Annotated in this window: 15 protein-coding genes and 1 pseudogene; 10 read left to right on the top strand and 6 right to left on the bottom strand. The window is 72.9% G+C overall.

Going from position 1 to position 17,169, the window contains the following annotated elements; genetic code table 11:
- The first annotated feature begins 56 nt into the window (after positions 1-56).
- Positions 57-989 carry an acyl-ACP desaturase gene (locus tag GA0070606_RS05535; RefSeq protein WP_091095652.1) on the top strand — a complete coding sequence of 311 codons (933 nt, stop codon included), beginning with the start codon at positions 57-59 and terminating at the stop codon, positions 987-989.
- Between the two features lie 514 nt (positions 990-1,503).
- On the opposite strand, the gene GA0070606_RS05525 is transcribed toward GA0070606_RS05535, so the two are convergent.
- Positions 1,504-2,022 carry a PaaI family thioesterase gene (locus GA0070606_RS05525; protein WP_091095651.1) on the bottom strand — a complete coding sequence of 173 codons (519 nt, stop codon included), beginning with the start codon at positions 2,020-2,022 and terminating at the stop codon, positions 1,504-1,506.
- Between the two features lie 56 nt (positions 2,023-2,078).
- Between GA0070606_RS05525 and GA0070606_RS05520 the strand changes: the two genes are divergently transcribed.
- Positions 2,079-2,555, top strand: coding sequence for a winged helix-turn-helix transcriptional regulator (locus tag GA0070606_RS05520; protein WP_091095649.1), 477 nt, complete (start codon positions 2,079-2,081; stop codon positions 2,553-2,555).
- 128 nt (positions 2,556-2,683) lie between these two features.
- On the opposite strand, the gene GA0070606_RS05515 is transcribed toward GA0070606_RS05520, so the two are convergent.
- The gene (locus GA0070606_RS05515; RefSeq protein ID WP_091095647.1) at positions 2,684-4,924 is read right to left on the bottom strand and encodes an ATP-binding cassette domain-containing protein; all 2,241 of its coding nucleotides are present in this window, start codon (positions 4,922-4,924) and stop codon (positions 2,684-2,686) included.
- A 91-nt stretch (positions 4,925-5,015) separates the two neighbouring features.
- On the opposite strand from GA0070606_RS05515, the pseudogene GA0070606_RS33660 reads away from it, so the two are divergent.
- Positions 5,016-5,123 (top strand): annotated as a pseudogene (locus tag GA0070606_RS33660) (HTH domain-containing protein); the annotation flags it as partial.
- Positions 5,124-5,262: 139 nt separating this feature from the next.
- Here the strand turns inward: GA0070606_RS33660 and GA0070606_RS05505 are convergent.
- Positions 5,263-6,093: a GDSL-type esterase/lipase family protein gene (locus GA0070606_RS05505; RefSeq protein ID WP_091095645.1), complete on the bottom strand. Its 831-nt coding sequence runs from the start codon at positions 6,091-6,093 to the stop codon at positions 5,263-5,265.
- A gap of 253 nt (positions 6,094-6,346) precedes the next feature.
- Between GA0070606_RS05505 and GA0070606_RS05500 the strand changes: the two genes are divergently transcribed.
- Both GA0070606_RS05500 and GA0070606_RS05495 read left to right on the top strand, forming a co-directional pair.
- Complete coding sequence (locus GA0070606_RS05500) at positions 6,347-7,396, top strand: S1 family peptidase (protein ID WP_091095643.1); 1,050 nt, start codon at positions 6,347-6,349, stop codon at positions 7,394-7,396.
- Positions 7,397-7,498: 102 nt separating this feature from the next.
- The gene (locus GA0070606_RS05495; protein ID WP_091095641.1) at positions 7,499-9,094 is read left to right on the top strand and encodes an MFS transporter; all 1,596 of its coding nucleotides are present in this window, start codon (positions 7,499-7,501) and stop codon (positions 9,092-9,094) included.
- Positions 9,095-9,102: 8 nt separating this feature from the next.
- On the opposite strand, the gene GA0070606_RS05490 is transcribed toward GA0070606_RS05495, so the two are convergent.
- Positions 9,103-9,795, bottom strand: a complete 693-nt coding sequence (locus tag GA0070606_RS05490; protein WP_141721592.1) for a hypothetical protein — start codon at positions 9,793-9,795, stop codon at positions 9,103-9,105.
- A gap of 369 nt (positions 9,796-10,164) precedes the next feature.
- On the opposite strand from GA0070606_RS05490, the gene GA0070606_RS05485 reads away from it, so the two are divergent.
- The 5 genes from GA0070606_RS05485 (at position 10,165) to GA0070606_RS05465 (ending at position 15,900) form a co-directional block, all read left to right on the top strand.
- Positions 10,165-10,848 (top strand): hypothetical protein, encoded by a 684-nt coding sequence (locus GA0070606_RS05485; RefSeq protein ID WP_091095638.1) that lies wholly within the window; start codon positions 10,165-10,167, stop codon positions 10,846-10,848.
- Between the two features lie 147 nt (positions 10,849-10,995).
- Positions 10,996-12,801, top strand: a complete 1,806-nt coding sequence (gene aspS / locus GA0070606_RS05480) for an aspartate--tRNA ligase (RefSeq protein WP_091095636.1) — start codon at positions 10,996-10,998, stop codon at positions 12,799-12,801.
- 172 nt (positions 12,802-12,973) lie between these two features.
- Positions 12,974-13,789 (top strand): SDR family oxidoreductase, encoded by an 816-nt coding sequence (locus GA0070606_RS05475; RefSeq protein ID WP_091095634.1) that lies wholly within the window; start codon positions 12,974-12,976, stop codon positions 13,787-13,789.
- A gap of 114 nt (positions 13,790-13,903) precedes the next feature.
- Positions 13,904-14,500, top strand: coding sequence for an ArsR/SmtB family transcription factor (locus tag GA0070606_RS05470; protein ID WP_091095632.1), 597 nt, complete (start codon positions 13,904-13,906; stop codon positions 14,498-14,500).
- Positions 14,497-15,900, top strand: coding sequence for an MFS transporter (locus tag GA0070606_RS05465; RefSeq protein ID WP_091095630.1), 1,404 nt, complete (start codon positions 14,497-14,499; stop codon positions 15,898-15,900). Before GA0070606_RS05470 ends, GA0070606_RS05465 begins: the two co-directional genes overlap by 4 nt.
- 43 nt (positions 15,901-15,943) lie before the next feature.
- Here the strand turns inward: GA0070606_RS05465 and GA0070606_RS05460 are convergent, their stop codons facing one another.
- Positions 15,944-16,684, bottom strand: a complete 741-nt coding sequence (locus GA0070606_RS05460) for a GNAT family N-acetyltransferase (protein WP_091095628.1) — start codon at positions 16,682-16,684, stop codon at positions 15,944-15,946.
- Positions 16,685-16,865: 181 nt separating this feature from the next.
- A complete protein-coding gene (locus tag GA0070606_RS05455; protein ID WP_091095626.1) occupies positions 16,866-17,168 on the bottom strand; it encodes a helix-turn-helix transcriptional regulator in 303 nt (100 codons plus the stop codon).
- Between the last annotated feature and the right edge of the window lies 1 nt (position 17,169).

The raw sequence follows: 17,169 nt of genomic DNA, 5'->3' as shown, positions 1-17,169 counted from the left end.
CGTACGGACGATCGGACCTACGGTGGCGTAAGTTACGCCACCGTAGGGAGATCGTCGTGACCGCACTCAGCCAGACCGCCCTGCTCGTCGAACTCGAGCCCGTCGTCGAGAAGAACCTCGACCGGCACCTGGCCGTCGCCAAGGAGTGGTTCCCGCACGAGTACGTTCCGTGGAGCGAGGGGCGCACCTTCGACGGGCCGCTGGGCGGCGAGGCGTGGGCCGAGACCGACTCCACGATCCCCGAGGTGGCCCGCACCGCGCTGATCGTCAACCTGCTGACCGAGGACAACCTGCCCTCGTACCACCACGAGATCGCCACCCTGTTCGGCCGCGACGGCGCGTGGGGCACCTGGGTGCACCGGTGGACCGCCGAGGAGGGGCGGCACGGCACCGCCATCCGCGACTACCTGACCGTCACCCGGGCGGTGGACCCGGTGGCCCTGGAACGGGCGCGGATGACGCACATGTCGGCCGGGTACGCCAACGCGCACGACGACGAGGTGCTGCACTCCCTGGCGTACGTCTCGTTCCAGGAGCTGGCCACCCGGATCTCGCACCGCAACACCGGCCGGGTGACCGGCGACCCCGCGTGCGAGGCGCTGCTCGCCCGCGTCGCGGCCGACGAGAACCTGCACATGGTCTTCTACCGCAACCTGCTGGCGGCGGCCTTCGAGCTGGCGCCGAGCCAGGCGATGCGGGCGGTCGCCGACGTGGTGGCCGACTTCCAGATGCCGGGCAACGGCATCGAGGGCTTCGCCCGCAAGTCGGTGGCGATCGCCCTCGCCGGCATCTACGACCTGCGCCAGCATCGCGACGAGGTGGTCGTCCCGGTGCTGCGCCAGTGGGACGTGTTCAACGTGACCGGCCTGGACGCCGACGGCGAGGCCGCCCGCGACCAGATCGCCGCCCACCTCGACGGCCTGGAGCGCGCCGCGTCCCGCTTCGAGGAGAAGCGCGCGGCCCGCGCCGCCCGCCTCGCCGCCCGCTGACCGCCGCCCGGCCGCGCCCCGGGACTCCGGGCGCGGTCGGGTGCCCCGGGACTCCGGGCGCGGTCGGGTGCCCCGGGACTCCGGGCGCGGTCGGGTGCCCCGGGACTCCGGGCGCGGTCGGGTGCCCCGGGACTCCGGGCGCGGTCGGGTGCCCCGGGACTCCGGGCGCGGTCGGGTGCCCCGGGACTCCGGGCGCGGTCGGGTGCCCCGGGACTCCGGGCGCGGTCGGGTGCCCCGGGACTCCGGGCGCGGTCGGGTGCCCCGGGACTCCGGGCGCGGCCGGGTGCCCCGGGACTCCGGGCGCGGTCGCCGCTGGCTCTCTCGACGACGACCGCGCCCGGAGCGTCTCACCCACCCCACCCCATCGCCCCGCCCCGCCCTCCCGCCCTCGCCTCCGCGATCTTGCACTTTCTGCCCGGGCGAAGGCCGCGAACTTCGCGTAACGCGGGCCGAAAGTGCAAGATCGACGGGGCGGGCGGGGGTGAGGCCGGGGCGCGGGGCGGGCGGGGTGGGGTCAGGTGGGCTGGTGGTCCAGGGGGAAGAGGAGGCAGGTCGACGTGGCGTGGGCGACCAGGCGGGCCTGCGCGTCGAGCAGCTTCGCCTCGGCCAGCGCGGTGCGGCGACCGCGCTGCACCACCGTGCCCTCGCAGCGCAGGGTGCCGCTGGAGACGGTGACCGGGCGGAGGAACTTCACGTTCAGGTCCAGCGACGTGTAGCCGACCCCGGCCGGCAGCGTGGTGTGCACCGCGCAGGCCGCCGCCGTGTCGAGCAGGGTGGAGATGACGCCGCCGTGCACGGTGCCGAGCGGGTTGTAGTGGAACTCCTGGGGCACCAGCTCGACGGCGACCCACCCCTCGTCGGCCTCCATCCGCGACATGTCGACCAGGTGCATGATCGGCGGCGCCGCCAGCTCGCCGGCGATCATCGCGCGGAGCAGCTCCAGGCCGCCGCGCCGGCCGAGGTGCGCGGCGTTGATGCCCGGGTCGGACCACGAGAAGGTACGGCTGCGCGCCGCGTCCTGCGTCTGTGTCATGGACTCAGCCTGGCAGCGCATTGCTGAGTCTGTCAATCAGACCTAGCCTGGAACGCATGAGACCCGCGGCACTGGACTGGTCGGTCGAGAACTGCACCATCGCGCGGGCGATGGAGGTCCTCGGCGAGCGGTGGACCCTGGTCGTCCTGCGCGAGGTCTTCAACGGTGTCCGCCGCTTCGACGACATGCGGGTGCGCACCGGGATCCCCCGGCAGGTGCTGACCAACCGGCTGGCGATGCTCGTGGAGCGTGGCGTGCTGCGCCGCGAGCCCTACCGGGAACCGGGCAGCCGGGTGCGCCACGAGTACCGGCTGACCGGCATGGGGCTCGACCTCTGGCCGGTGCTCGTGGCCGTCCTCGGCTGGGGCGACCGCTACCTCGCCGACCCGGAGGGCTCGCCGCTTTCCGTCGTGCACCGCGACTGCGCCGCCGAGGTGCGCGTCGCGCTGAGCTGCGAGCGGGGGCACGAGGTGGCCGACCCGCGCGAGGTGGTGCCGAGGCCCGGCCCGGGCGCCCGCCGCCGGAGCGACTGAGCGCCCAGCCGGGGCGCGCCGCGCGGTGGCGCGGAGCGTCGGCGGTCGCGGCGGACCGGGGCCGTTCAGGGGCACGAAGGGCTGGCGGTCGCGGCGGATCGGGGTCGCCTAGCCGAGATGAATGCGACTCACGCCGGGGTGGCGACGTTGAGTGCTTGCGCGGTGGCGGTGTTGGTGATATCTGCGACATGGCCTTGGTAGAGAATCTGGCCGCCATGCTTGCCGGGTCCCGGTCCGAGGTCGATGAGCCAGTCGGCTTGTCGGATGACGTGGAGATTGTGCTCGATGACCACGACGGTGTGGCCGTGGTCCACGAGGTTGTCGAGAACGTGCAGCAGGGTGTCGATGTCGCGGAGGTGGAGCCCGGTGGTGGGTTCGTCGAGGACGTAGAGCGTCGGATTCGTGGTTTCGCGGAGCTCCTTGGCAATCTTGACGCGTTGGCATTCGCCGCCGGAGAGGGTTGTCAGAGGCTGGCCGAGTCTCAGGTAACCAAGGCCGACGTCATCGAGGTGGCGCAGTGCCTTCGTGATTGCTGGATCGGGGAGTCGGTGGATGGCGTCAGTGATGGTGAGTTCGTCGACGTCGGCGATGGACAGTCCATCGACCGTGTAGCGCAGGACGCAGGGAGTGAAGCGTCGTCCCCGGCAGGTTTCGCAGACCGTTTCCTGTCCTTCCATGAAGGCGAGGTCGGTGTGGATGACGCCGAGGCCATCGCAGTCGGGGCAGGCGCCCTCAGAGTTGGCGCTGAACAAGCTGGCCGGAACGTTGTTGTGGCGTGCGAACAGCTTCCGCATGGATGTGGCGATGCCGGTGTACGTGGTGGGGGTTGAGCGACGGTTAGTGGTGACCGGCTTCTGGTCGATCACGATGGCGTCGTGTTGAGCGACGAGTTCCGTGGCGAGGCTGGACTTTCCCGAGCCGGCGACGCCGGTGAGCACGGTCATGACCTCAGTGGGGATGTCCACGGTCAGGTTCTTGAGGTTGTTGCGGGTGGCGTTGGTGACCGTGAGGCTTCCGCGTGGTGTTCGTGGCTGGTCCTTGATGGGCCGACGCCGCGAGAGTTCGGTCGCGGTTGGCGTGCCGGCCCGGCGGAGTTCGGCGAAGCTGCCCTGGAAGACGAGCCTGCCGCCCTGGTCGCCCGCGGCCGGCCCAACCTCGATGATCTGGTCGGCAACGGCCATGACGGCGGGGTCGTGCTCGACGACGAGGACGCTGTTGCCCTTGTTCCGCAGCTGCTCAAGCAGCCTCGTCATGGCGGCGACATCGTGCGGGTGGAGGCCGACGGTGGGTTCGTCGAAGATGTAGAGCATCTCGACCAGACTGCTACCCAGGTGTCTGACGGTCTTGATGCGCTGTGACTCGCCGCCGGACAGGGTCGTGGTGGCGCGGCCGAGGTGGAGGTATCCCAGACCGATGGTGACCATGGCGTCCAGCCTTGCCCTAAGCGCGGCCACGACCGGCGCCACGTTCGCCTCGGTCACCCTCGTCGCCAGTTCGGCGAGTTCGTTGATCTCCATGCGCGCCATCTCGCCGATGGTGAAGCCGAGCACGGTGGCGGTGCGGCTGGCCTCGTTGAGCCGATCACCGTAGCAGTCCGGGCACACGGCTGAGCGGGTGAACTGGGCGAGGATTTCCTGCTTGCGGTCGGACAGGTTGTCGGAGGTCTGCAGGTAGATCCGTTCGAACCGTTCGACGATGCCTTCGTAGCCCTTTGGGGGTTTTGTGCCGAGGCGTGCGGCGTGTTCGCCGCCGAACAGCAGCGCGTCGCGTTCGGCTTGGGTCCAGTCGCGCAAGGGGGTGCCAGCGTCGAATGTGCCGATGTCGGCGTACTGGGAGTACCAGTAGCCGCCGATGCCGAAGCCGGGCAGCAGGATGGCGCCGTCTTTCAGCGACTTGTCCAGGTCGAGGAAGCGGTCAATGGCGCTGACGACCACTTCGCCGAGGCCAGAGCACGTGGTGCACATGCCGGCGGGATCGTTGAAGGAGAAGTGGTTGGACTCGCCAACGTGCGGCGCGCTCACGCGGGAGAACAGGAGCCTGAGGTAGGTCCACGCATCGGTGATCGTGCCGACCGTGGAGCGTGCATTTCCGCCGATGCGTCGCTGGTCGATCACCACCATCGGCGAGAGACCGTGGATCTGCTCGACCTCGGGCCGCGCCCATTTCGGTAGCCGGTTGCGGAGAAATGGTGGAAAGGTCTCGTTGAGCTGGTAGCCGGCCTCAGCGGCGATCGTGTCGAACACCAACGTCGACTTACCTGACCCGGAGACTCCCACGAACACCACCACCTGCCCGCGTGGCACTTCGACGTCGAGGGACTTCAGATTGTTGGTCCGGGCGCCCCGGATCTCGATCGTGCGCTGCGACATGCGCCCGACAGTACGAGCAGATGTGGCCAGAATATGTCCGCGATTCCTCCGACAATGATCTGATGGCGGCCTCACACAACGAGTCCTCGCCCTGCTGGCAGCGCTGCAGACGGGTCGGGCGTTCACCGGCGAGGAACCCGCCGCCCGCCTCAACGTCAGCCCACGCACGCTACGACGTGACGTCGAGCGTCTCCGTGGCTACGGCTACCCGTCGACGCCCAGCCGGGACCAGGCGGCTACTACCGGCTCTCCGCCGGCGGTGATGCCCCCACTTCTCTACGGGCGCGGTGGGGCGGTGGCCGCGCGTGGGCGCCGTTCGCGCCCACGCGCGGCCGTGGTCACCAGCGGAAACCGGCGGCGTACGAGACGCTGGCCAGGACCTGCTGGCCGCTGGTGTTCGGGTGGAAGTAGTCCCAGCCGGAGAGCTGCCCGAGGGCGAACGGGTAGCCGAAGACCGCGTTGTCGTCGAACAGGCAGTTCGCCCCGTACGCCGCGCAGGCCTGGGCGAGCTGGCCGTTGAAGTCGATCACGCGCTGCCGGACCCGGTTGCGGCGGTCGACGTCGGCCTGGTTCGTGGAGGTCGGGTTGGCCAGCATCGACTGGCAGATGCCGAAGAGCGACCATGCGCTGCGGGCGCTGCCGCTGTCCTTGCCGACGTACCAGAGCCGGTGGATGTCCGGGATGCTGATCACGAGGACCTTGGCGTTGGGCAGGCCCGCCCGCAGGCGGTTGAGCGCGGAGTCGATGTTGGCCCGGAAGGTGGACACCGACGTCATCGTCGACTCGGAGCCGGTGCAGGCGTCGTTGGCGCCGATCAGCATGGTGACGTAGTCGACGCCCTGGCTGACGGCGGTGCCGGCCTGGCCGTACATGTCGGCGGACTTGGCGCCGCTGCGGGCGTCGTTGTGGTTGCGGCCGGCGATGGCCGCGTTGGTCGCGCGGATGCGCAGGTAGTGGCTGTTCACCGTGGAGTCGCCGCCGGTGCTGAAGGACCGGGAGGTGCAGTCGGTGTACCAGCCGCAGGCGTTGAAGCCGCGGGTGATCGAGTCGCCGAGGCTGGCCATCGAACTCGGGGGCGGCCCGGGGTCGGCCGCGGCCGGGGTGCCGGCCAGCAGGACGAGGGCGGTGACTGCGGCGAGGGGGGCGAACAGCCGTCGGAAGGGCTTCATGGTGGCCTCCGGATCGCGGGTGCCGACGGTGTCGGGGCGGTGAACAGAGCGTATAGACGCGGATCAGTGTCCACAATGTTTCGGGCAGGTGACGGCCGCAGCTCGGGCGAAAAGGACAAAGCTCGGTCTTGCCTACGATCTTAAGTATGTGAATACTTCAGTGAGCTCGACCGGTTCCCCCAGATCGGCCGGGTTGGTCCCGGCCCCGTCACCCCCGACGCGGGCCAGTCGCCCCCTCCATGGAGGTTGTTGCATGCGACCCACGAGGTCATCGCTCCGTCGTGCCGCCACCCTCGCCGCGGCCGGAGCTCTGGTTGCCGGCTCGCTGATCGGCGCGCCCGCCCAGGCAGCACCCGCGTTCGCCTCCCCGGACGCCGCCGCCGGCCTTGCCGAGCGCCTCGGCGACCGCTCCGCCGGCACGTACGCCGACGCCAGCGGCAAGATGGTCGTCACCGTGACCGACGCGCTCGCCGCTCGGCAGGTCAGCGCCGCCGGCGCGACCCCGAAGTTCGTCAAGCGCGGCGCCGGTGAGCTGGCCCGCGCCACCGCGGAGCTGGACCGCTCCGCGAAGATCCCCGGCACCGCCTGGTGGACCGACCCGGCCACCAACCAGGTCGTCGTCTCCGTCGACAGCACCGTCACCGGTGCCAAGCTGGAGCGCGTGAAGGCCGCCGCCGCGCGGATGAACGGCGCGATCCGCATCGAGGCCGAGGCCGGCGTGCTGAGCACCCGCATCTCCGGCGGCCAGGCCATCTACGCCGGTGGCGGCGGTCGCTGCTCGCTCGGCTTCAACGTCCGCAGCGGCAGCACCTACTACTTCCTGACCGCCGGGCACTGCACCAACATCTCCTCGAGCTGGTACAGCAACTCCGGCCAGACCAGCCTGCTGGGCACCCGCGCCGGCAGCAGCTTCCCGGGCAACGACTACGGCATCGTGCGGCACAGCAACTCCGCCAACGCGGCCGGCAACGTCTACCTCTACAACGGCAGCTACCGCGACATCACCGGCGCCGGCAACGCGTACGTCGGCCAGTCGGTGCAGCGCTCCGGCAGCACCACCGGCCTGCGCGGCGGCTCGGTGACCGCGCTCAACGCCACGGTGAACTACGCCGAGGGCTCGGTCTCCGGCCTGATCCGCACCAACGTCTGCGCCGAGCCGGGCGACAGCGGCGGCTCGCTGTTCAGCGGCTCCACCGCCCTGGGCCTGACCTCCGGCGGCAGCGGCAACTGCAGCTGGGGCGGCACCACCTACTTCCAGCCGGTCACCGAGGCGCTGAGCCGCTACGGCGTCAGCATCTTCTGACCGAACGCGCGTCAGCGGGCCGCCGGGTGATCCCGGCGGCCCGTCCGCGTGCCTGCCCGGTTCGCCGGGTGAGGCCGGGCCGGCCGGGGTACGTTCCGGTCGGTGAACTACCCCGCGACCCCGCCAGCCTCCGCCTGGGCACCACTGCGGCTCGCTGCCTTCCGTAGCCTCTGGTTGGCTGTGCTGGCCAGCAACGTGGGTACCTGGATGCAGACGGTCGGCGCGCAGTGGCTGCTCGTCGACGAGGCCAACGCCTCGACGCTGGTGTCGCTGGTACAGACGGCCAGCATGCTGCCCGTGCTGCTGCTCGCCCTGCCCGCCGGCGCGCTGGCCGACACGTTGGACCGCCGCCGGCTGCTGATCGGCGTGCAGTGCTTTCTCGCCGCCGTCGGCGTACTGCTGACCGGGCTGACCGTCGCCGACCGGATGCCGCCGGCGCTGCTGCTCACCCTCACCTTCGCCCTCGGCGTCGGCCAGGCGCTGACCCTGCCGGCGTGGCAGGCGATCATCCCCGAGCTGGTGCCCCGGTCCCAGCTCGTCTCGGCCTCGGCCCTCGGCTCGATCAGCGTCAACCTGGCCCGCTCGGTCGGGCCGGCCGTGGCGGGCGTGCTGGTGGCCCGGGCCGGCGTCGCCACCGTCTTCGCCGTCAACGCGGTGTCGTTCGCCGTCTTCGCGCTGGCGCTGCTGCGCTGGCGGCCGGAACGGCCCGAGGGCGACGACGTGCCGGAGCGGTTCACCGCCGCGTTGCGCGCCGGTGGCCGGTACGTGCGGCACTCGCCGGTGGTCCGCCGGATCCTGCTGCGCGCGGCGCTGTTCGTGGTGCCGGGCAGCGCCCTGTGGGCCCTGCTGCCCCTGGTCGCCAGTCGCCGGCTGCACCTGGGCGCCGGCGGGTACGGGATGCTGCTCGCCGCGCTCGGCGTCGGCGCGGTGGCCGGCGCCCTCGTGCTACCCCGGATCAGGCTGGCGCTCACCACCAGTCGGCTCCTGCTGCTTGCCGGGCTGGTCTACGCCGCCGTCCTCGGGGTGCTCGCCCTGTCTCCCGGGCCGGTGCCGGTCGCGCTGGCACTGGTGCCCGCCGGCATGGCGTGGATGACCGTGCTGTCCAGCGTCAACGCCGCGATGCAGCTCTTCCTGCCCGGCTGGGTACGCGCCCGCGGGCTCTCGGTCTACCAGATGGTCTTCGCCGGCGGGCAGGCGCTCGGCGCGGTGGCCTGGGGCGCCCTCGGCGAGGTGGCCGGCCTCGTCGTCGCGCTCGCCGTGGCGGCGGCGCTGATGACGGCCGGCGCGGCGACCGTGCCGTTCTGGCCGCTGCGCGACACCCGGGGCGTCGACCGTGACCCGGCGGTGTGGTGGCCCGAGCCGCACCTGACGCTACCCGCGGACCCGCGTACCGGGCCGGTGCTGGTGACCGTCTCCTACACGGTGCCGCCCGAGCGGCAGGCCGAGTTCGTGGCGGCGATGCGGCTGGTGGGCCGGTCGCGCCGGCGTACCGGGGCGATGCGCTGGGGGCTGTTCCGCACGGGGGAGCGGGAGCACGGCTTCGTCGAGGTCTACCAGGTGCCCTCCTGGGAGGAGCACCTGCGCCAGCACGGCGGGCGGCTTACCGGCGCCGACCGTGGCGCGGAGGAGCGGGCCCGGGCGCTCACCGCCGGGACGATCGTGGTGAACCATCTGCTCCCCGCCGATCCGCCCGACTGATCCCGCCGTCAGCCCCGGGTGACCGTCGCTCCGGTGAAGACGACCGACCCGCCGGGAGCCTCACACTGGACCCGCAGGATCAACTCGTCGGCACCCTCGACGTCCGCGACAAGCTCGCGGGGGTCGGACATGCGCGCCTCGAACTGTTGACCCCGGGTCAACCGCGAGACGGTGCCGTCGGTTTTGTGGATTGCCACCTGCGCATAGACGATCACCGCACTCTCGCGGTCCTCGGGCGATGCGAAGTACGGGTGCACGGTCGCGTTCAGGTCGAGGAAACGGCGCTGGAGTCGGAAGGCCACGTCCCGCTGCTTGTCCGCGCCAGCGTTTGTCGGACAACCGACAACGATCGCCCGCTCGTATTCCGGACGATCGGCCAGCTGCCGCGGCAGTTTGGTGAGGTTGGCCGAACCGGCCTCGACCTGCAGCGTGTCCAATCGGACCGTCTGCGGCGGGCTGGCCGCCGGGCGGGCCGACCCAGGCCCGGTCGACCCCGTCGGGTCCACCACCGCCACGCCTGTCGGCGGGGCCGACGACGTCGTGGCTTCGGGCCCGACACGCCAGTCGAAGACGTCCCGGGCGAACGCGAGCGCGGCGATCAGCACCCCCAGCACGGTGAAGGTCGCTGCCATCCGCGTGCCGCGGCCCGCCGACGATCCCCGGTCGGGAGACGGCGCAGGTGCCTGGCTGGAACTCGTCATGTCCGGCACATCGTCCTTCCACGGTGGCCATGAAGTGCGACGCGGAATTCGACGGGCGTCGTCATCGCCGCGTCGGCGAAGAATACTCCGTCCGGCAGTGGCGAGTTCCTGATACCGTGCCGGCCCGGGCGTCAAGAAACTGCGGACCCGGCCTTCCCGAATTGACCTCTGCCGTTGCAGGAGGTAATAGGCGTGAACCAGCCCGACGATCAGCGGGGTGCGTCCCCCCAGCCGCCCAGCCCTGCCGCGGCGCGGCAGCACGGAACGACGCCTCCCGCACCGCCGACGGGTGGCGCCGCGATTCCGCAGCCGGCGGCGCCGCCCGGAGCGCGCCGGGGCGGCCTGGGGGCCAACCGGTTCGGCGCGCTGGTGATCGGTATCGCGTCGCTGGCCCTGCTGGCCGCCCTCGGGTCCGCCGTCGTCTCCTGGCGGGCGCTCGACCAGGCCAACACGGCGCGGGACATCGCGTCGGCCCGGGCGCCGGTCGGCGCGCCCGCCGCCACGCCCGACGGCGGCGCGTCGTCGGCGCCGGAGCCGGCCGGCCCGACGGCCACGCCCGACGGCGAGGGCACACCGGGGGGTGCGCCACGCCCGCCCGGGGAGCCTCCCGAGCTCAACGAGCGGACCGTCTACCGGCCGAACTACGAGGGGCAGAGCCTCACCCTCAAACCGGCGGAGTGCTTCACCGAGATGCGCGTGGATCTCGACGAGCCGCGCGCCAACGTCGGCTCCAACGGCGCGGAGTTCACGCTCAGCCCGGGCTGCCAGGCGGGAGCGCCCTACGTGCAGTTGAGCACCGGGGTGGACGGCAGCGAGGCGGCGCGCGCCGGCATGAGACCGCAGGAGTGCGCGGACGCCATCCGCGCCGCGCCCATCGCGGAGAACGCGGAGGTGCCGCTGCGCAAGGGCGGCTGGCTCTGCATCCGAACCAATTACGGCAAGGCCCGGGAGCGTCGCGACGAGTGGCGGATGGTGCTGGTCGAGGTCGTGTCGATCAGCAACGACCGGGCGGTGGTCATCAAGGCGACCGCCTGGGACATCCCGGAGGACTGAGGCTCCGGTCACGGCGAGGCCGTCGTCGAGCCGCCCGCCGACGCGGCGCGCAGCACGGACGCGTCGACGGGTGGCGCGGACCCGCGCCCGGGGAGGCTGACAGAATGCCAGGGGTAACGGTGTACCGCAGATGAGGAGACGCAAGTCGTGATCCGTACCCATGACGCCGGCAGCCTGCGCGCGACGGACGCCGGCACCACGGTGACGCTCGCCGGCTGGGTGGCCCGCCGGCGCGACCACGGCGGCGTGATCTTCGTCGACCTGCGCGACGGCTCCGGCGTGGTCCAGGTGGTGTTCCGCGAGGAGGACGCGCACGCGCTGCGCAACGAGTTCTGCGTCCGGGTGACCGGCGAGGTGACCCGCCGCCCCGAGGGCAACGAGAACCCGGAGCTGCCGACCGGCGAGATCGAGGTGACCGCCGCCGAGCTGGAGGTGCTCTCCGAGGCCGCGCCGCTGCCCCTGCCGGTGGACGACCAGGTCGAGGCCGGCGACGACATCCGGCTGCGCTACCGCTACCTCGACCTGCGCCGCAGCGGCCCGGCGAAGGCGATGCGGCTGCGTTCGCGGGCCAACCAGCTCGCCCGGACGGTGCTGCACGAGCGGGACTTCCTGGAGATCGAGACGCCGACGCTGACGCGGTCCACCCCGGAGGGCGCCCGCGACTTCCTGGTGCCGGTACGCCTCCAGCCGGGCAGCTGGTACGCGCTGCCGCAGTCGCCGCAGCTGTTCAAGCAGCTGCTGATGGTCGGCGGCATGGAGCGGTACTACCAGATCGCCCGCTGCTACCGCGACGAGGACTTCCGCGCCGACCGGCAGCCGGAGTTCACCCAGCTCGACATCGAGATGTCCTTCGTCACCGAGGACGACGTGATCGACCTCGGCGAGGCGATCGTCTCGGCGCTCTGGAAGGACCTGGCCGGCCACGAGATCTCCCGGCCGATCCCGCGCATCACCTGGCACGACGCGATGGCCCGCTACGGCTCCGACAAGCCCGACCTGCGCTACGGCGTCGAGCTGACCGAGCTGACCGAGTACCTGCGCGGCACCGAGTTCCGGGTCTTCGCCGGCGCGATCGACGCGGGTGGCTACGTCGGCGCGGTCGTCATGCCGGGCGGCGCATCGCAGAGCCGCAAGGAGCTGGACGGCTGGCAGGACTGGGCCAAGGCGCGCGGCGCGCGCGGCCTGGCGTACGTGGTGCTCGACGCCGAGACCGGCGAGGCGCGCGGGCCGGTGGCGAAGAACCTCTCCGCCGAGCACCTGGGCGGGCTCGCCGACGCGGTCGGCGCCAAGCCGGGCGACGCGGTCTTCTTCGCCGCCAGCGCCAACACCCGGGAGGCGCAGGAGCTGCTCGGCGCGGCCCGGATCGAGATCGCCAAGCGGGCCGGGCTGGTCGACGAGAGCGCCTGGGCGTTCTGCTGGGTGGTCGACGCGCCGATGTTCGAGCGCACGGACGAGGGTGGCTGGACGGCCGTGCACCACCCGTTCACCTCGCCCAACGCCGAGTGGGTCGACCGGTTCGAGGAGGCGCCGGACCGCGCGCTGGCCTACGCGTACGACATCGTCTGCAACGGCAACGAGATCGGCGGCGGCTCCATCCGTATCCACCGGGGCGACGTGCAGCAGCGGGTCTTCGACCTGCTCGGCATCACGCCCGAGGAGGCGCAGGACAAGTTCGGCTTCCTGCTGGAGGCGTTCAAGTACGGCGCCCCGCCGCACGGCGGCATCGCCTTCGGCTGGGACCGGGTCTGCATGCTGCTCGCCGGCGCGGACTCGATCCGCGAGGTCATCGCCTTCCCGAAGACCCGGGGTGGCTTCGACCCGCTGACCGGCGCGCCGACGCCGATCACGGCCCAGCAGCGCACCGAGGCCGGCATCGACGCCAAGCCCAAGCCGCAGGCCGCCCCGCACACCGGCACGGCCGGCCCGGCGGCCCCGGTCGCCGACCCGACCTGACCGGTCCGGGCCGAGTTCCCCGACAGGCCGGGAGGTCCGCGTCATGATTCGCTTGGCGACCTGACGCGGGTCTCCCGGGACCCGGTGCCGGGTCCCGGAGGCGACGAGGTCGGGGCTCGGAGGCGCCGAGCGGTCAGGGTCCCGGGGCGTCGACGCGAGGAGAGGGGGCGGCATGACGCTGCTCGTGGTGGGGGCCAGCGGCCACCTCGGCGGCGAGGTGTGCCGGCAGGCGGTCGCGGCGGGGGAGCGGGTGGTCGGGACGTACCACTCCGGCGGCGTCGACGTGCCGGGCGTCGAGGCGCACCGCCTGGACGTGACGGACCGCGCCGCGGTGCGCGACCTGGTTGCGCGGGTGCGACCCGACGCCGTGGTCAGCACCCCCTACCGGTACGCGGAGTGGACAGTGACCGCCGACGGCGCGGCCCACGTGGCGTACGCGACCGCCGAGGCGGGGTCGCGGCTGGTGCACCTGTCCAGCGACGCGCTGCACGCAGGCCGCCCCGAGCCGTACGCCGACGACGAGCCGCCGAGCCCAATCTTTCCGTACGGGGCGGCGAAGGCGGCCGCCGAGACCGCCGTGCGGGCGATCGACCCGGGCGCCGTGCTGGTGCGTACCTCGCTGATCGTGGGCGACGAGCGGAGCAAGCAGATCCGGCTCTGCCTCGACGCCCTCGGCGGGCGGGCCGCCCTGTTCACCGACGAGATCCGCTGCCCGGTCGACGTCACCGACCTCGCCGCCGCCGTCCTCGACCTGGTCGACAGCCGGTACGCCGGACCGCTGAACGTCGCCGGTCCGGACCCGGTGAGCCGGGCCGAGATGGGGCGGCTGGTCGCGGCCCGCTTCGGCCTCGATCCGGGCGGGCTGAAGACCACCACCAGCGCCTCCACGGGGCTGGTCCGCCCCACCGAGGTACGCCTGGACTCGTCCCGTGCCGCCGCCCTGCTGCCGACCCGACTGCGCGGCATCCGCGAGCTTCTCGCCCCCTGAGGCCTGCTCGCCTCCCACCCGACGTGCGCGAGCACGGGCAACTCACGACGATCGACGCACACTTTCTATGCACAACTATTGTGCATAGAAAGTGTGCACAGATATCGTGCGTACATGGAGAACGCATCGCCGTCCCCGGACGCGCCGCGCGCCGTCCACCTCGACCACCGGCAGGTCCGCGTCCTGGCCCATCCGCTGCGGATGCGGCTGCTCGGCACGCTTCGCCTGGACGGCCCGGCGACCGCGACCATGCTGGCCGAGAAGCTGGACACCAACTCCGGGGCGACCAGCTACCACCTGCGGCAGCTCGCCGAGGTGGGGCTGGTGACCGAGGATCTCGACCGCGGCGCCGGCCGGCAGCGGTGGTGGCGGGCGGCGCACGACATCAGCAACTTCGAGCCGACCGACTTCGACGACGACCCGGACGCCCGGGCGGCGGTCGAGTGGATCCAGGGCGACCAGGTGCGGCTGATGGCCGAGTTGGCCGAGCGCTGGATGGCCGACGCGCCGCACCAGTCCCCGCAGTGGCGGGACGCCGCCGGCATGGGAGACCTGGTGCTGGAGCTGGGTCCGGACCGGCTCCGGGCGCTGAACGACGAGCTGTGGGCGCTGCTGATGCGCTACCGGGACGAGACGCCGCCCGACGAGCCTGACGCCCGGTCGGTGCACGTCTTCCACGCCGCCTTTCCCCGGTCGGAGGGGAAGCGGTGAGCGCGCTGTCCGTACGCCAGGTGCGGCGCCGCTTCCTCGTGCTGCACGGCCTGCGCTGGCTGCCCACCGGCCTGATGGTCCCCGTGATGATCCTGCTCATGCAGGAGCGGGGGTTGACGCTGTCCCAGATCGGCCTGGTCTCCGTCGCCCAAGGGCTGGTCGTGCTGGCGCTGGAACTGCCCACCGGCGGGTTCGCCGACGCCCTCGGGCGCCGCCCGGTCCTGATCGCGGCCTGGCTGGTCAACCTCGTCTCGCTGGCGCTGTTCGCCGTCGCCGACTCGTTCGCGCTGTTCTTCCTGATCTGGGCGTTGCAGGGTGTCTTCCGGGCCTTGGACAGCGGCCCCCTGGAGTCCTGGTACGTCGACGCCACCCTCGCCGCCGACCCGGAGGCCGACTACGAGCCGGGCCTCGGCTACGCCGGCACCGTCATCGGCGTCACCATCAGCGCCGGCGCGCTGCTCGGCGGCGGTCTCGTCGCGCTCGGCCCGATCGGGCCGGTCAGCGCCCTCACCCTGCCGGTGCTGGTCGCGTTCGTGTCGCAGGCGGCGGCCCTGGTCGCACTGCTGGTGCTGCTGGTGGAGGCCCGCCCCGCGAAGGGCGCCGGGGCGCTGCGGGCGTCGGTGGCCGAGGCGCCGCGGATGGTCGGGCAGGCGGTCGGGCTGCTCCGCCGCTCCCGGGTGCTGCTCGCCCTGGTCTGCGTCGAGTTGTTCTGGGGTTTCGGCATGGTCACCTTCGAGTCGCTGCTTCCCGTCCGGCTCGCCGAGGTGGTGGGCGACCCGGACCGGGCGGCGGCCCTGCTGGGACCGGCCAGTTCGGCGGCCTGGCTGGCCGGGGCGGCCGGCGCCGCGCTCACCCCGCTGCTGCTGCGCCGGCTGGGCGCCGCGCCGAGCGCCGCCCTGCTGCGGATCCTGCAGGGTGCGACGGTGGTCGGGATGGGCCTGCTCGCCGGCCCGACCGGGGTGCTGGTCGCCTACCTCGCCTGCTACGCCGTGCACGGGGCGTCCAACCCGTTGCACACGGGGCTGCTGCACCGGCAGGTCGACGGCCCTTACCGGACCAGCGTGATCTCGCTCAACTCGATGATGGGCCAGCCCGGGTTCGCCGTCGGCGCCGTCGTGCTCACCGCGCTCGCCGACGCCGTCAGCGTCAGCGCCGCCATGCTGCTCGGCGCGGTCGTGCTGGCCGTCGCGGCCCCGCTCTACCTGCCCGCCTGGCGCGCCGGCCGCGGCACGCCGGACGGCCCCGACCTCGTGTCCGCGTCGGAGGCGGGCCCCGTCGCCGGCCCGCTCCCGGGGCCGGAGGCCGCCGGCCCGCTCCCCGCTCCGGAGACATCGGGGACCGGGCCCGTCGAGCCGGCGGGTGGACGGTCGGCGGTGGACGCGCCGGCGCAGGGCGGCTGAACGTCCGGCGTGCCGTCGGCCCCGGAGAGGGCCGCCGGCGCGCTCAGGCCAGGTGCACCGAGCTGCGGGCCAGCGCGTTGGTGAAGCCGAGCCGCCGGTAGAGCCGGATCGCGCCGACGTTGACGGTGTAGACGCCGAGCGCCACGGTGTCGTGCCGGGCGAACAGCGCCCGGGTCATCCCGGCGGTCAGCGCCGCGCCCAGCCCTCGGCCGCGCAGTCCGGCAGCGACGGTCAGTCCGGCGAGGAAGCCGACGTCGCCCCGGCTGCGGTCCGCGCCGCAGGCGACGATCCGGTCGCCGTCGCGGATGCCGTACCAGTCGACGACCCGGGGGTCGCCCGGCCGGGAGGTGGTGGTCGGGAAGGACTCGTCGATCAGCTCGGCCAGCGCCGGATGGTCGGCCTCGGTGAGCCGGACCACCCGATCCTCCTCGGGCTGGCGCGGCGGGGCGGTCGTGGCCCAGAGGAAGTCCCACTCGTCGTGCCGCGCCACGGCCAACCGGCCGGTCAGCGCCGCCGGGTCGAGCCGCGGCAGGTGCAGCCACTGGCCGGGGAGCAGCACGCCCTCCGCCAGGAGACCGGCGAAGACGTCGACCGCCGGCCCGGGAGCGCCGATCGCGCCGCCGGCCGGGCCGTGCTCCGCAGGGAGCAGCCAGCCCACCGCGTCGTCGCGCCGCCAGCCGCGCGGTCGCTCGCCGCGCCGGAGCGAGTGCCGGGCGTACGGGTGGTGGCCGGCGGCAGTCAGGATGGCGTCCCGCCCCTCCAGGACCTGGTCGGCGACGATCATGTTGTCAGCCTAGATGCACCGGCCCGGGGGGCGGGGCGTCGGCGGCCTCCGGCGGGCACGTCCTCGGCTCGCGCCGGCGGGGAAGCGGAGTCCCGGTGCGCGCCCACCTGGCGAGTCGGGGCCCGGCGTGCGACGCCCGCCCTGCGTCGTCGGCGACCGGCGAGGGGTCGCGGGATGGGACCTACGAGGCCAGCCGCTCGGCCGGGTGGCGATCCGACGCCCCGAGTTCGGCCCCGCCGTCCGACCGGTTGATCTCCGACCACACCGCGTCGAGGGAGAGGCCGAGGACGTCGGCGACCGCGGCGATGGTCGGGAAGGCGGGGGTGGCCACCCGACCGGACTCGATCTTCCGAAGGGTCTCCGGGGAGACGCCTGCGGCCAGCGCGGTGACGAGCATCGAACGCTCCCCCCTGGCGCGTCGCAGGAGGGCGCCGAGGCGTTGACCGCGCTCGACCTCCGCGGGAGTGAGCGGCAACCTGACCATG

Origin of the sequence: Micromonospora citrea, from assembly GCF_900090315.1 — a bacterium.
Taxonomy (GTDB): Bacteria; Actinomycetota; Actinomycetes; order Mycobacteriales; family Micromonosporaceae; genus Micromonospora; species Micromonospora citrea.
Note: the sequence above shows the minus strand (reverse complement) of the source record. Positions and strands in the feature narration are given on the sequence as shown.